We start from the raw sequence: 14,352 nt of genomic DNA on the forward strand, positions 1-14,352 counted from the left end.
GCTAGCCGCCAGCCTCCGCGTCAGCGCGCTCGCGGGCGCGTATCTTCTCCCTGTGGGCGAAGTTCAGCACTTCGTAGGCCGTCGCGAGGATCAGACCCAGTTCCCGCCGGTCGAGGTCCGCGCGCTGAAACATGTTTCGGAAGCTGCGCATCTTCGGGAGCGGTTCGATCCCGTGGAAGAGGCCGATCTCCTCCATCGCCCGCTCCCAGAGGTCGAAGAACTCCTCCAGTTCCGCGTGCGAGGCGGGCGGAGTCCGCTGGCGCCTCTTCCCGTCCAGGTCGCGCGCCTCCCAGTCGGCGCGGCCCAGCGCCGCCTTCCGCAACTCGTACAGGATGATGACCGCCGCGTGGGCGAGGTTCATCGACGTGTGGTCCGGGTTCGTGGGGATGCACACGAGACCGTGGCAGAGGTCGAGCGCCTCGTTGGAGAGGCCCCGGTCCTCGCGCCCGAAGACGACGGCCAAACCCCCGTCGCGGCCGCCGCGGCTCGCCGCCGCTTCTTCCGGACTCCACCAGTCCTGCCGCGTGGAACGCCGTCGCGCCGTTGCCCCGAGCACATAACTCACGTCTGCGAGGGCGGCGGGAAGGTCGTCAAAGATCCGGATGCGCTCGACGACGTCCTCGGTGTCGTGCGCGATCCCCGTAATGCGCCAGGCGTCGAACTCCCCGGGGTTCACGAGGCGGAGGCGCGAGAAGCCCATGTTCTTCATCGCGCGGATGACGAGCGCGATGTTGACGACATCCTGCGGCTCGTGGAGGACGATGCACGTCCGCTCGAGCCGTGCGGGGCCCTCGCTCACTTCCGGGTCAGGCCCTCGGGGCGCGAGCCCTTCCACTTGCGGCCGCGGCGCGGACGGAGCGCGGGGTAGCCCGTCTCGCCGCAGCCGTGGCAGGTCTCGGCATAGGCGCCGATCGCGCCGCCGCAGACAGCGCAGTGCACGCCCACCTCGTCCGGCGCGAAGGACAGCGGCTCGCCGCACTTCTGGCAGGTCTGATCGGACAGTCCCACGGGCTCGCCGCAGTCCGGACAGTCCATCCGCTTGTCATCGCGCGGGCCGTCGATTGGATCCTCCTCTTCGCGCGCCCTCTCCGGAGCACCGCGGGTCGGGTGACACTAGCTTGAGCGGAACCCGCCATGCCGCGGGACACCAAGCTACGGCGGAGAGCGGTTTTGGGGCAGGACCAGATCGACAGGGTTGGCGACGAAGTCGGCGGCGTGCCCGAGGCGGAAGGCGGGACGCACCTCGGCCCCGCGGTCTGGATCTGCGGCGGGCTCATGATCGCGACCGGGATCACGACCTCCATCCTCCTCCTGCGCGACTTTGAGTCTGACAGCTATCTGTATCTCGCCTTCTACTCCATCCCGGCGAACACGGCCATCTCCGTCTTCCCTCACGAGCCGGTCCTCATCTACTTCGGGAAGGTCGCGGACCTGTGGCTCGCCGCGGCGTGGGCCACGCTCGGTACGGCCATCGCGGGGGTCATGGACCACCTCGTCTTCGTCCCCCTCCTGAACCTGCAGAACATCCGGGCGTACAAGCGGAAGAGGTTCTATCGGAAGGCGATCTCCTGGTTCATGAGGTGGCCATTCGCCACGATCGTGGCGACGGGTTTCGCGCCCATCCCCTTCTTCCCCTTCAAGTTTCTGGCGTTCTCTATCAAGTACCCCATGTGGAAATGGGTTACGGCGCTGGTGGTCGCCCGTTTTCCCCGCTATTACCTTCTCGCCCTCCTCGGGGCGACGATCCCGATCCCGAATTGGGTGCTGATCGCCTGCGTGGCCGTGGTCTTCGCGCTGTACCTCGTGAAGGTCATCCCCGCAGGGTACCAGCGTTGGAGGGGTTGATCGGATGCCGAACATCTCTGGTGCCATTGCCGCGCGCATGCTGGCGCGGGGTATCCGCAACCGGATTCAGAACAAGCCGCTCTCCGTCTCGTTCGAGATCACGCACGCCTGCACGGCGAACTGCTGGCACTGCAACTGGGGCGGCCCCATCAAGGAAGAGCGCCTCGGGGCGGAGGATTACGCGGCGATCTGCCGGGAACTCCGGCCCGTCGTGTCGCACGCCTCCGGGGGGGAGCCGCTCGCGCGCGGGGACGTCTACGACATCGTCGATGCGATGACGAACAAGGGCGGCCTGCCCTGGATGATCGTGGTCACGAACGCGTCGAATCTCACGCCGGAGCGCTTCTTCCGCCTCAAGGACAGCGGGATGCACCAGCTGTCCACCTCGCTCGATTTCCCGGATGAAAGGCACGACGAGTTCCGGCGCATCCCCGGGCTGTTCGAGCGAATGGCGAAGGTCGTCCCCGAGATTGCCCGCAGGAGCGAAGACGAGGACGACATCCTGCTCAACGTCTGCATTACCGCGTGGAACTACCGGGACATCGGCGACATGGTGCGCGTCGCGAAGGACTGGGGCGTGCCGATCAACTTCTCCGTCTACACCCACCTGAGGGTGCAGGACCGGGACGGGCTCATCGAGGGAGACGGGCTGGACGGGCTGGCGGACAGCCTGCAGGAGGTCATCGACCTCCGGAACGCCGGATATCCGGTCTACACGACCCCGCGCGTACTGTGGAAATTCCATCGCTTCTTGACGGAGGGGGGGATCCCCGGCTGTCAGGCGGGACGTCGCTTCCTCGTCATCAATCCGGACGGAAGGCTCACGCCGTGCGCGATGGTGATGGCGTACTTCGACCGGCAGGAAGACATGCTGGAGAAGTTCACGAAGCAGAACGCGTGCCAGCAGTGCTACATCTCCACACGGGCGAACACCGAGAAGAGCGTCAAGGAATTCGTGCAGGACAACACGGACGCCCTGTTCAGGATGCTCACGCCCTGGCGCACCTGAGCACCCGTGCCGCAACCGCGAACAGTGGCGGCTTCGGCTTTGACACGCGACGGGGTTGCGGGGTAACATCGCTGGCCCCGCAAGGGGACTTGGGGCGGTAGCTCAGCTGGCCAGAGCGCTGCGTTCACATCGCAGAAGTCGGGGGTTCAAGTCCCTCCCGCCCCATTCGCCGTGGCAGTCAGCGCGACCTGCGGGTGTAGCTCAGTTGGTAGAGCGTCAGCTTCCCAAGCTGAAGGTCGCCGGTTCGAGACCGGTCACCCGCTTTTTTCCCTCCAGCCGCTTCCTTGGCCGCTCAGGAGGCGTGCGCCTCGGCCCGGGCGCCGGAAAAGGTGCCGCTGACCATCGCCGGCACTCCTTCCATGCCCATCTCAAACGTGCCGCTGATCTCATCCCCCGCCGTCGTCCCCTCAAAGGAAAGCACCACAGTCTGTCCCTGCTCCGTGACGTTTACGCTGAAGTCGAAGGCGTCTCCATCGACCGAGATGTCGGACATGTCCGCCGACCTGCTCTCTCCCTCCGCTTCGCCCGTCCAGCTTCCGGTGAGGGCTCCGTCTTCCCCCGACGCGAAGGTCCACGTCATGTTGAACGTCGGGGCGGTCGGCATGGCGGGGATCGCGGTCGTCACGTCCCACGTTCCGATGAGGCCCGACTCCTGTGCCTGCGCTGCGCCGGACATCGCGGCCATCGCTGCGAGCGCCATGGCAAGTGCAGCCTTCATCCGAAAGGTCGTACGTCCGATCCTCGTCATTACATCCCTCCCTTCGTGCGGCCGCCCTTAACGGCGCCGCCGATCTGAAGCCATTCGTCGATTCGAAGCTCGAAGGTGCCGGTCGCCACGACCTCGGACAACAGACCCTCGACGTACGGTCTTCTTTCCCCCGATGGTTTCGCCGCCGGTGGGCGCGAGCTCGACGAATCTGCGAAGCAGGTGAGTCAATCCCACCCCCGACTCGCCGCAGCCATTCCTGATGGATTCACAGCTCCAAGGGCAGTACCTTGCCCGAGAGCAGCCCGTTCCGCGCGAGACCCTCAAGCGCGGGCAACGGCGCCGTCCCGGAGGGGTGGCAGAGCGGCTGAATGCACCGGTCTTGAAAACCGGCGGGCGCAAGCCCACGTGGGTTCGAATCCCACCCCCTCCGCTTCGGATGTAGACACAATCCCATGTATTACAACAGATTGTGAGCTGTCGCCATGCTGTGCGTCCCACGATAAGTCCCCCTCCTCGAGCGAGAAGGATCGGGACGCCAATATAACCCGCAGGACCCCGGAGGCTGGGCTGTTGGATGGATGGCAATCCCGTGAGACCGATTGCGGGCGGGGCACGCCCGAGCCGAGCTGCTTGTCGAGCCGCCGAGCCCCTCAACGAGGAATTGGCGGCCATGTGGTGGAGGACGGCATCATGGGTTGGGATGGGGGCTTCGACATCCGGGACACACCTTCGGGGTTGGTCACGACTCGTCTGGAGCAAGGCATCGACGTGCTGGGCTTGATGGGCGTCAGGGTGAACCCAAGTAGCAGACAGCGCGAGGCCCTGAGGCGGCTGAAGACGTTCGACGGGTATGGGATGTTCGACCCGAAGATCGATGCGGCGAAGCGCGTGGCGGAGGATCTGGTGCTAATCGTGTCGGCCGCGTACGGATGTCGCCGCCCCGATACGCCGTTCTCCCACGACAAGCTGAAGCGGATGCTAGACGACGCCCTAGTCCCATCTCGTCGACGGAGTCCGGGGCGCGATTGGCAGTTCGAACTCCTTCTGGCCGCCATGTTCCACCTCGGTGGCGCCGAGGTCATGGCGGGCGAGCCGGACTTCAGGATCACGTATCGGGGCGAGACCATCGGTGTTGCAAGCGAAGCGGATCACCAGCTTGAAGCCGAACAAGCTGAGCATGCGTTAGCAAGGCAGTGCAGCAGATCAGCGGATCCGGTCTTCGGGGTTGGATTGCCCTCAACTTGGACAGGCGATTCGAGTTCCGCGCAGCGCGTTGACGACGGGGAACTCCTCCGCGTCACATCCGATGTGTTCAACACCGTACAGGAGCAGATCTGCGATGATCGCTGGGATTGAGAATGCGTGTTGGGGCTGATTCTCTGCGGGCAATCTACGGAGTGGGCTCCTTCCGTCGGGGACGACGCGCCGCGCTTCACGACGGCCTGGATCCAAAGGTGGATGCCCCTGACCGATGATACGATGACCGAACCCGCCGCCCGACACTTCGTGAGTTCTCTGCACGGTGCCATGGAGGTGAAGCTTAGGGAGATCTGGCGAGAAGATTTTTCATGGCGCATGTGAGGTGGCGTGAGTCTCGCGTGCCGTCGCAGGGTGGGATGTTCACCCCGACCCTTGACGACGAGGCAAGCCGTGGCGAGCCGGTCGGCCGAGCGTTGGCGTCGGCTCACGGGTGACCGGTCGTCTAAGTCGCTGGCGAGCGTCGCGATTCGGGACCGAAACCGGGCGCTGAGGCGCTGGCTTAGGGCCGTTACCGGTGCTAAGAGCGTGCCCCGTGTATAACACGGAGGCTGACGAGGGGCGCGCCCCTTCGATCCCCAAGGCATCCCGCGCCGCCGCGCGGAGACCGTGCGCCAGAGGCTTGGCACCGTTCGTCTGCGCGGGCGAATCTTGGGGGTTGGCCATCGCGCCGTAATCGGCGGCGCGCCGACTTGGCGGCCATGGTCGCGGCCCAGTCGAGGGCATCTCCAAGACCCAGAGCCGACCGTGAAGCCGAAATGCGGCTCGCCGGATTGCGAGGCCCGGAATCTCCCGCGGGACTGTCAGATTTTCTGTGTAAATGGCCCTCGCACTCTCCCGCGCCCGAACGTGCCAACCGGAGATCGGCAACCTACCTTGGGCCTCCTGCACATCGCCCCGGGAGGTCAGAATGTTCAGGTTCTTCTTCATGGTCACGCTGTTGGTCCTGCCCATCGGCGGATTGGACCACGCGACAAGCACCGCCGACGCACCTTCCGAGCGGAAGGACAGGCGGATCGACGACACTGCCCTGCTCACGATCGGCGACGACCCCGACGAGGCACTCCACGAGGTGATCGGTGCGGTGCTCATGGACGATGTCCTCATCCTGGCCGAGAAGAGCACATCCTCACTGCGGTACCATGATCGGGCGACCGGCCAGCTGCTCCACACGGTGGGCGGCGAGGGAGAAGGCCCGGGCGAATATGTGAGCTTGGACCTCGTTGAGGCCATCGGCGACAAGCTCTACACGTTCGATAACCGCCTCTGGCGCGTGACCGTTCGCGACCGCTCCGGCGCGCTGGAGCGAACGGTGCCCATCCGGCCTTGGGGGAACCACAGCGCAGCGGATGTCAAAGGGTTCTTCCCCGATGGATCCATCCTCGTCTCGGCGTGGGCCTTCGGTTGGGCGGAGGCACCCATGATTCGCCGGTTCAACATTGAACTGGGGAGGCATGATCCGGCCGGGACCTTGGCTGAAAGCCTCGGGACGCACTTGGGCTCCGAGCACTACGCCTCCCCAGAGACCATGAGCATCTACCCCTACCGCCGTGAAGTGTGGGTGGTCGTCGTGGGCGACAGATACCATGTCGTGGACAACACGGATCCGGTGATCCGGGCATTCGACGCCACGGGGAATCCGGTCAACGAACTGGATCCGTACCAGCCCCTCGAGCCGAGGACGCTCACCTCCGGCGGCCGCGACTCCGTTCCCGACCTGGACGGCATCGACCCGGACGACTTGCCTCGGTTCTACCCCTACTACGGACGGCCTCGGGCGGTTGGAGGGGCGCTGTGGGTGCCTGATTACGATGGCTTGGCTCCGGGTGGCGGGAGCGGGTGGACCGTGTACTCACCGGATGGCGGGCTCGTCGGGCGAGTGGCCGCATCGGAACTCGACATCATCGTGCTGGCCGCGGACGACGACAATGTGGCCGTCCTGACCCGCGACGCATTCGACGTTCAGACGGTGGAGCTACGTCGGCTGACCGAGCGGCCCTGATGGGTAGGCCGACCTCCATCTTGCGCGGCCGAACCATGTTCCGGATTACTTGGGGGTCGATCGCGTCTACAGGGGGAGGCACGGTAGTGTCAGGCTGCGTATCGGCCCGCGTCCTCACGAAAATCATCGCGACCCTGGTGTTTCCGAGCCTCGCAGCCGCGCAGCAGTCGGCGTGCGACGCGCCGTGGCAACTCGTGGAGACCCTGCGGCTGGGCTCCTTTGACGGCGAAGACGCCCTGAGTCCGATTCGGGCCATGAACACTGGACCGGATGGTCGGATCTACCTGCTTCAGAGCTGGGACTACTCGGTATCCATATTCCTGCCCGATGGACGTCCGGCAGGCCGCATCGGGCGGGCGGGCGGTGGACCCGGCGAGTTCGGATCTCCACCACAGAGGATGGGCTGGCGGGCGGATACGCTGTGGGTGAGCGACCGGTTCACGACACAGTTCTTCCTCGCGGACGGCACACCGGTCCGTCAGATCGGCTTCAAGATACCGATGCCGACGGAGGGATCGACGTTCGCGCCCGGCACGCCGCTTGCCGACGGGACATTCTTGCCGTACCGCACCGTCAACGAGCAGGCAGAGCGGTTCCTGCTCGCACGTCAAGTTCCGCTGCGGCGGCTGTCCTCCGCCGGCGAGATCGTGGACACGATCGCCATCGTCAAGCGCCACCTCGCTGACCATGTGATCCACAGGGAAGAGGACGACCGGGGCTTCGGCTTGATGAGCCCCCACCCGTTGACGCCCTCCAATGAGGAATCTTGGCTTCCCGTGGTCACCGAGGCCGACGGATCGGCGGTGGTGTACATCGGGGAGGTGCGCTCAGAGGACGAACACTCGACCTTCGACCTCCTCAGGATCGGGATTGCCGGCGACACTCTGCTCCACAGCGCCGTGCCCTACGAACCGCTGCCGGTGACGAGGGAGGAGCGGGAACTGATGCGGGAGTGGTTTGCCGCCGGCATCGCCGGGGACCGTACACCCGAACGGCTGAGGCCCCCGTGGGGCGTCCGGGACGCGGAACGCCGGAGGCGGATCGCGAGCGAGCTCATCACGTTCCCCGAGACACATCCCCCGGTTGGAAGGATCTTGGCCGGCAGCGACGGTTCGATCTGGCTGCTGCGAGAGACCTGGCCCCGCGCCACGAACCTGTGGGAGATCTACGACGAACAGGGCCATCTGGAGGGAAGTGTGCGAATAGAGGCGCTGCAGGACGGGTATCGACCGTACATCTTCCACGCTAGCCGAAACGAGATCTGGGTCCAGATCCGGGGCGCGCTGGATGTGCCGTACGTTGTCCGGTACGAGCTTCACCCAAGCTACTGACAGGCAGTCGGAGGCCCTCCGCACGGGGTTATCGACGCCGTAGACACCGTCAATGAGAGAACCACCGCGTGCTTCGTACCGAGCGGATCGATCTCGTAACCGTAGAATCGTCCGTCCCGCGCATCGGTTAGGACGAACCCGACCGGGACCTCCAGTCGATATCGGAACGACCCGTCATACGAGAAGGCATCCCAGTACCGGGCGGAGCTATCGAGCACATCCCAGCCCAACTGGACGGGCAGTTCCCTGATCTCGTCCGCTGTGAGCGGGCGAGCCACCCAAACGGTCTCGGATTCAGGATCGAATCTTGCATCCAGAAAAAGCGGGTATCGGTCGTTGAATGGCGATGGCTGCTCGGAGCGTCCTCCGCGCGCCGCGTTCGTCAACTGCCTTGCCACGTCTGTCGGAACCTCCGTGGCCAGCCCCCCCAGCCTTCGCTCGAGACTTCGCATTCGCCTCGCGAGCACCGGTTCGCGCAGAGCTTCCAGACAAACGCGATCTTCTTCCGACAATTCCATGCCGGCGTCTTCCGCGAAGACGAACCGTGCGAGGTTGTTCCCCGCCAAGTCCCGCACTCGGATGTTGCCCCCCTGACGGTCTAGAATGGCGACGGTGCCATGCCGATTGCCCTCCACAACGAGCGTTCGGGATGCCCAACCCCGTCGGTCCTCGTCCACGGCCCAAGAAAAGGCCGGCTCCATGGCCTCGCCGGTCCACAGATTGAGACTCATCGTACGCGGCTCGGAGCCGAAACCCCAACTCATCACCGCGGCACCCAGCACTTCGTCACCGGGAGACAGCAAGGCCCACGGGAACCCTTGAAGGACATCCAGCGGATTCGAGTCCAGCCAAGTACGACTGGGGATGTCAATGATGTTTACGCGGCGATGACGAACATCCGGCACCCAGAGCCTGTCGGCCACAGCCACCGCATGGAGGATGCCTCCGGAGAACTCACCCGGCCCCTCTCCGGCCGACCCGACCCGCCCCAGCCACTCACCACCGTCATTGAAGAACGCAACGCTGCTGGACAGTCGGTCCACCACGGCAAAGCCGCCGGGCGTGGCGGCCACCCAAGTCGCGTCGATGATTCCGCGTTCGGCCGGTACATCTTCGTCCGAAGCAGCCGGAACGCGAGCTACCAGCGCAGCTTGTCGAACCTGACCTTTGACCGGGCGGACGGTCGCCAACGTCGTCCGGGCAGCGGCGTCCGGTAACCCTTGCTGCCGTCCCTGGACTTCCGTCGGCGACAACACGGCGACCAGCAGCGCTGCCGACAGGGTCACGCGATAATGTCCTCCCGCCCACATGGCCGGGCTGCTCACTCGACGCCACACATCACCGCTCCGTTTGATCGATCACGCGGCCGTCGGGCAGTGCCAAGTCGGCCCGGACCACTCCCGTCGTCATCGGGTCCATGGTAGTGCGCCGCACGAATTCGCCTCCGGGGTTCAGGAGGTCGATCTGTGCGAGCCCCATCACCGTGTAGGAGCCATCGCGGGCGACGATCAACCCTCTGGGGGAGTTGAACTCGCCGGGCCTTCACCCTGCCCTCCCACCGTGCGGATCAGCGATCCGTCCGGCCCGACCACAAGGACGCGGGCGGACTGACTGTCGAGGATGTGCAGATTGGCCTCTCCGTCGAATCTCACGGCCCGCACGCTGCCGAAGGTGTCCCAGTCGTCGCCGACAGGCGAGCCCACGGTGAAGACGTCTTGGGTGACGGCGTTCACCATCACGTCGGGGCCGTCGAGGGTACCCGCAGCGCCGATGGTCGGACCAGCTCCGCCTTCGGCGCAAGCCACTAGGAGGGCGAGGGCCAAGGGCGGCAAGGCAAATCGCGAGCGGGTGCGCGCTGCATCCTTCGTCGGAGGGGACTGTCAGATTTTCTGTGTAAATGGCCCTCGCACTCATACGGGCACTCGGCCCTCGAACACGATCGACAGGTGGTTCAGGGCGCCGGTCCAGTCCTGAACGGGCCGGGTCCAGCGCTGTGACGCCCTCTCGATCGCAAGGTACAGCACTTTCCTGACCGCCTCCGGGGTTGGGAACGCGCCGCGCTTCCTCGTCACCTTCGTGAGCTGCGCGTTCAGGGCCTCGATCGCGTTCGTCGTGTACATGACCTTGCGGATCTCGGGCGGATAATCGAAGAACGGGGTCAGGTTCGCCCAGTTCGCCCGCCACTTCCGGCTGATCATGGGGAAGCGCTCGTCCCAGCGCTGAGAAAAGGCCTCCAGCGCCGTCTCGGCCGCCTCCAGGCTCGGAGCCCTGTAGATGGCCCGCAAGTCCCTGGCGACCGCCTTGCGCTCCTTCCAGGCGACGAACCGGAGCGAGCCGCGCACCAGATGCACGATGCAGAGCTGGACCTGCGTCTTCGGGAACACCGACTCGATCGCCTCGGGAAAGCCCTTGAGGCCGTCGATCGCTGCGATCAGGATGTCCTCGACCCCCCGGTTCTTGAGTTCGGTGAGGACCGAGAGCCAGAACTTCGCCCCCTCCGCTTCGCCCACCCACAGCCCCAACAGCTCCTTGTTGCCCTCGAGCGTCAGGGCCAGGGCAAGGTAGACCGCGTGCGTCCGGACGTGGCCCCGGGAACGCACCTTCACGTGGATCGCGTCCAGATACACGATCGGGTACACCGTATCCAACGGCCGGCCCTGCCACGCCTTCACGTCCTCCAGGACCGCGTCGGTCACCGCCGAGATCAGCGACGGTGAGACCTCCACCTTGTACAGCTCCTTCAGGTGACCCTGGATCTCCCGCGTCGTCATGCCCCGCGCGTACAGCGCGATCACCTTCTCGTCGAACCCGCCCAGCCGACGCTGGCCCTTCCTGACGAACTTCGGGTCGAACGTCGAATCACGGTCCCGAGGCACCTCGATCTCGAACTCCGACGTGTCCGTCTTCACTCGCTTCCGCGTACGGCCGTTGCGCGAGTTGCCGCCGTTGCGGCCCTCTCTCGCGTGCTTCTCGTAGCCCAGGTGGTCGGTGAGCTCTCCCTCCAGCGCCCGCTCCACCACCCGCTTCGTCAGCGCCTCCAGAAGACCGCCTCCGCCCATGATCTCTTCCGGGCTGCGGCCCTCCAGCAGGCTGTCGAGAAGCTCGTCTACCTCCCGCTCCGTCGCATCCTTCTTCCTCGCCATGGTCTCCTCCCGCTTCCAGAGTCTACTCCATGGCCATTTACACAGAAATCAGCACACTCCCCGTCGGAGTCGACATTCGGGCTTCTCCCGCGTAGGCGCCCTTGGAGTCATCCGCAGGTTCATGCGGCACCCCATGGGCCTGTCCCGCGACGAAACACCGCCACCGGGCACCGGCGTCTGTTGCGTCATGAACACGATGGGTTGCCCCAGCCAGACGCTGATTGGACGACCAAGCCGCTTCGCGGGTCTGTAGCGCATGTTCATGGCGACGATGCCGGCGGCGTCGTCCAGCGCTTCATGGCCGCTCGAAACACTGACTTCGTAGGCCATGACTTCACCCAACTCGCCGATCTGCAGCCGCAGCACCACAAGGCCGCCCACGCCCCGCGCTCGCAGTTCAGGCGGATATGATCGCTCGAGCCAACGCCCGACGTCGTCGGGGTTGAGCAGTTCAGGCGGTTCGTCCCACGGCTCGCATGGCGGGCCACCGGGATCGAGTGCCGTCGAGGCGACAGCCTCCGGCCGGAACTCGACCCACTCCGAGATCCAAGCCTCCGTCGGAAGACCCCGATCCAGCGCGGGATCGTACTCCATCACGTCTGCGACCTGCATCGCGGCGCAGTCCAGAGCATCCTGTTCGCTGGGCGTCTTCACCGCCCCTGACGTGCCGTTGCCGGCGCTGTCGACATGCACCCACACCTCAACTCGGCCCCCCTCTCCCCGGGCGAAGAGGTCCCTAGGATAGGCTTGGACGATCATCGCTCCCACCTCGGTGGGGTTCTTGAGGACGGGCGGTACTTCCACGGGCGTGCGTCCCGACGGAGCGTCAGGATAATACCGCAGCGGCACTCGGGCCGTGCACGAAACCAAGCCCAGCGCGATCAAGCACACGACTGATGGTCGGCGGTTTCCGTGGATGGTGTACCCCCCCGATCAGGCACCGAAACGGGGCTCTCAAACGAGCTCGAAAATGGCGAGCTGACACTGCCCGGTGCAAGCGGTCAGCCCTCAATTCGTCGAACCAGCATGTCAACCAACGATCGAGTGGAGTCGATCCCGCAGGGCAGGGCGGGCCGAAGGCTGAAAGCGGCGAGGCGGGTGCCGCTGGCGGCGTGCGGCGGCATTTCCCCTCCGAGATGCCCGTGGTGGGGAACCTGGTGGGGAACATAAGGGCCGTGGGATCACCTGAGAGCGAAGATCGCCGGTCCCCGAGGTAACCCGGGGGGGCGAGTGGCATGCGACCGCGCGGCAGGAGCGTCGGGGTACGTCTTCGCCGTCCTCGGGGCGGGCCACCAAGAGGCCGGGGAGCTTGCCAGCGACGACCCGGTGGACGCTGTTCCGGGCGGCGGCCCGGGAGGCGGTTTCGGCGGCTCCGCCGAGGGCTGGCTCACGCTCTTAAGGGGCGTAAGCCAGCATACCCCGTGTATAACACGGAGGCTGACGAGGGGCGCGCCCCTTCGATCCCCCCTGTGAGGTCCGCGATCCCGACCGGGTCGCGGGTTACGGACCGCCGCCCTGCCGGGCGAGGCGCAGGCCGTGGTCACCCCGCTGCGGAGGTTTCGCCCTCCCCATGGGGCACTCGATGCTGCAACGGACTTGGCCGCCACGGTCATCCGCTGCACCTATGGCGGCGCTCATGGCCTTCCCGCGAGGGTCGCTGGAGAGGGAGCGACCCCGGAGGCGGCGGGGTGTGCGCATCCCCACCTTACCGCGATGCCCGCACCGGGCATCGACCGATGGGTCGCAGCCAAGCCTTCCAAGGCCCGGATCGGCAGCGGAACGATCCGCCAAGCGTGACGCAACCGAAACATGGCCAGCGACATGCGGAACCGGTGGGGGTTTGGGCGGAATGGCGAAATCCGTGTACATGCACCTCAACCCCCGATGCAGACCCGTGGACCGGCGCAGGGCGTAGGAGGAATGGCCGAAGAGTGGAGACGTCACTGCTTCGTGTGGAAGCACAAGGTCAGTCACGCCAACCTCGACCCCCGAAGGAGGCGCCGCGCGCACCCGCAGCACAGCGCTTGCCGGGAGGGCTACTAGGCCGGATTGGCTCCCATCTTCAGGGTTCCTTCGATCACCGCACCCTCTTCAATCACAATCGTTTGAGCGTCGAGGTCACCCTCTACGCGACCGCAGGCTCGCACCTTCAGGCGCGAAGAGATCGTCAGATTCCCCTCAACACGCCCCAAGATCACGGCGTCCTCGGCGGAGACAATGCCTTGAACCACGGCGTTCTCGCCGACGACCAGAGCCGCGCCGGCTTCCACATCACCTTCGACATGGCCTTCAATATGAATTGCGCCCGTGGTCTTGCAGTCACCGATTACGGACATCCCTGGACCGATGATCGAACTGGTGTCGCTCGACGGCGAGGAGCTCTTATTCAGCATCTTGGAGCCTGGCGTTGGAGTTGAGTTTGTCGCACATCCGAGGAGGGCGAGAGAGTCCGCTTGCGAGGATCCGTCCAGTTGGCGACCTGGACGCCGCCGACACTCCGCTTACAGTTGTCTCCGGCGATCTCGGTCGCACAGCCACCATACAGCTTTAGACCTGCTGTCGCACGTAAGCAACGTATGCGACCGACCGCAGGCTATGCAGGGTTTGGATCTGACCGGGCACCGCGGAGGAATCGGAATCCGCACTCCGCCGCCGGGAACGACATCGAACACCATGCCGGGCGAGAAGTAGACGTGCGCGTCGGGGAGCAGACCGAACATGTCCGAAGGATTCTGTGCCTCCGTCGTAACCTGCCGCCCGGGGCGTGGTTCCCAACCCTCGGGGAATGGAACCGTAACCGCCTTTTCCCCCTCGTCGAGCGACACTCGGTAGAGCGTGCGGTCCCCAGAACTCACGGGTGCTTCCCCTTGGGTGAAGCTCGCCGTCGCACTTCGTGTCAGGAACAATTCTGCACCCTCCCGACCGTATCGCACCGTCTGGCGTCCGCATCCGCAAAGCGGACGGAGGGTTCCTACGATCCGTCGGCCCGAAGATGAGGTAAGCGCGGTGTCCATCGTCGACAATCACGCCCTCGGGCCGGGCCACCATGTGTCCAA

The 14,352-nt window shown here is 65.4% G+C and carries 14 protein-coding genes and 3 tRNA genes; 8 read left to right on the top strand and 9 right to left on the bottom strand.

Annotated features, from left to right (window positions below; genetic code table 11):
• Window position 1: 1 nt before the first annotated feature.
• On the bottom strand, window positions 2–799 hold the full coding sequence (locus ACOOGH_RS16160; RefSeq protein ID WP_420449891.1) for an RNA methyltransferase: 798 nt from the start codon (window positions 797–799) through the stop codon (window positions 2–4).
• Entirely contained in the window at window positions 796–1,035 is a 240-nt protein-coding gene (locus ACOOGH_RS16165; RefSeq protein WP_420449892.1) for a double zinc ribbon domain-containing protein, read from the bottom strand. The genes ACOOGH_RS16160 and ACOOGH_RS16165 overlap by 4 nt, the downstream gene beginning before the upstream one ends.
• A gap of 135 nt (window positions 1,036–1,170) precedes the next feature.
• Here ACOOGH_RS16165 and ACOOGH_RS16170 point away from each other — a divergent pair, with 135 nt between their 5' ends.
• From ACOOGH_RS16170 to ACOOGH_RS16185, 4 genes are all read left to right on the top strand, one after another.
• Complete coding sequence (locus ACOOGH_RS16170) at window positions 1,171–1,845, top strand: hypothetical protein (RefSeq protein ID WP_420449893.1); 675 nt, start codon at window positions 1,171–1,173, stop codon at window positions 1,843–1,845.
• A 4-nt stretch (window positions 1,846–1,849) separates the two neighbouring features.
• Complete coding sequence (locus tag ACOOGH_RS16175; protein ID WP_420449894.1) at window positions 1,850–2,854, top strand: radical SAM protein; 1,005 nt, start codon at window positions 1,850–1,852, stop codon at window positions 2,852–2,854.
• Between the two features lie 91 nt (window positions 2,855–2,945).
• Window positions 2,946–3,019: transfer RNA gene (locus ACOOGH_RS16180), tRNA-Val, on the top strand.
• A gap of 25 nt (window positions 3,020–3,044) precedes the next feature.
• Window positions 3,045–3,117: transfer RNA gene (locus ACOOGH_RS16185), tRNA-Gly, on the top strand.
• Window positions 3,118–3,146: 29 nt separating this feature from the next.
• On the opposite strand, the gene ACOOGH_RS16190 is transcribed toward ACOOGH_RS16185, so the two are convergent.
• The gene (locus tag ACOOGH_RS16190; RefSeq protein WP_420449895.1) at window positions 3,147–3,602 is read right to left on the bottom strand and encodes a hypothetical protein; all 456 of its coding nucleotides are present in this window, start codon (window positions 3,600–3,602) and stop codon (window positions 3,147–3,149) included.
• Window positions 3,603–3,909: 307 nt separating this feature from the next.
• Between ACOOGH_RS16190 and ACOOGH_RS16195 the strand changes: the two genes are divergently transcribed.
• The 4 genes from ACOOGH_RS16195 (at window position 3,910) to ACOOGH_RS16210 (ending at window position 8,153) form a co-directional block, all read left to right on the top strand.
• Window positions 3,910–3,993: transfer RNA gene (locus tag ACOOGH_RS16195), tRNA-Ser, on the top strand.
• A 260-nt stretch (window positions 3,994–4,253) separates the two neighbouring features.
• Window positions 4,254–4,919 (top strand): hypothetical protein, encoded by a 666-nt coding sequence (locus ACOOGH_RS16200; protein WP_420449896.1) that lies wholly within the window; start codon window positions 4,254–4,256, stop codon window positions 4,917–4,919.
• Between the two features lie 811 nt (window positions 4,920–5,730).
• Window positions 5,731–6,822 (top strand): hypothetical protein, encoded by a 1,092-nt coding sequence (locus tag ACOOGH_RS16205; protein ID WP_420449897.1) that lies wholly within the window; start codon window positions 5,731–5,733, stop codon window positions 6,820–6,822.
• Window positions 6,823–6,908: 86 nt separating this feature from the next.
• Window positions 6,909–8,153 carry a hypothetical protein gene (locus ACOOGH_RS16210; RefSeq protein ID WP_420449898.1) on the top strand — a complete coding sequence of 415 codons (1,245 nt, stop codon included), beginning with the start codon at window positions 6,909–6,911 and terminating at the stop codon, window positions 8,151–8,153.
• Here ACOOGH_RS16210 and ACOOGH_RS16215 read toward each other — a convergent pair.
• The 6 genes from ACOOGH_RS16215 to ACOOGH_RS16240 all read right to left on the bottom strand — a co-directional run bounded on the left by ACOOGH_RS16215 (window position 8,147) and on the right by ACOOGH_RS16240 (window position 13,689).
• Window positions 8,147–9,439 (bottom strand): hypothetical protein, encoded by a 1,293-nt coding sequence (locus ACOOGH_RS16215; protein WP_420449899.1) that lies wholly within the window; start codon window positions 9,437–9,439, stop codon window positions 8,147–8,149. The genes ACOOGH_RS16210 and ACOOGH_RS16215 overlap by 7 nt on opposite strands.
• Before the next feature lie 52 nt (window positions 9,440–9,491).
• Complete coding sequence (locus ACOOGH_RS16220) at window positions 9,492–9,665, bottom strand: hypothetical protein (RefSeq protein ID WP_420449900.1); 174 nt, start codon at window positions 9,663–9,665, stop codon at window positions 9,492–9,494.
• Window positions 9,662–9,985, bottom strand: a complete 324-nt coding sequence (locus ACOOGH_RS16225) for a hypothetical protein (RefSeq protein WP_420449901.1) — start codon at window positions 9,983–9,985, stop codon at window positions 9,662–9,664. Before ACOOGH_RS16225 ends, ACOOGH_RS16220 begins: the two co-directional genes overlap by 4 nt.
• Window positions 9,986–10,063: 78 nt before the next feature.
• Window positions 10,064–11,296 (bottom strand): IS256 family transposase, encoded by a 1,233-nt coding sequence (locus ACOOGH_RS16230; protein ID WP_420438216.1) that lies wholly within the window; start codon window positions 11,294–11,296, stop codon window positions 10,064–10,066.
• A 48-nt stretch (window positions 11,297–11,344) separates the two neighbouring features.
• The gene (locus ACOOGH_RS16235; protein ID WP_420449902.1) at window positions 11,345–12,100 is read right to left on the bottom strand and encodes an energy transducer TonB; all 756 of its coding nucleotides are present in this window, start codon (window positions 12,098–12,100) and stop codon (window positions 11,345–11,347) included.
• 1,235 nt (window positions 12,101–13,335) lie between these two features.
• Entirely contained in the window at window positions 13,336–13,689 is a 354-nt protein-coding gene (locus tag ACOOGH_RS16240) for a bactofilin family protein (protein WP_420449903.1), read from the bottom strand.
• Window positions 13,690–14,352: the final 663 nt, after the last annotated feature.

It is taken from the genome of Candidatus Palauibacter sp., assembly GCF_965213655.1.
Lineage (GTDB): Bacteria > Gemmatimonadota > Gemmatimonadetes > Palauibacterales > Palauibacteraceae > Palauibacter.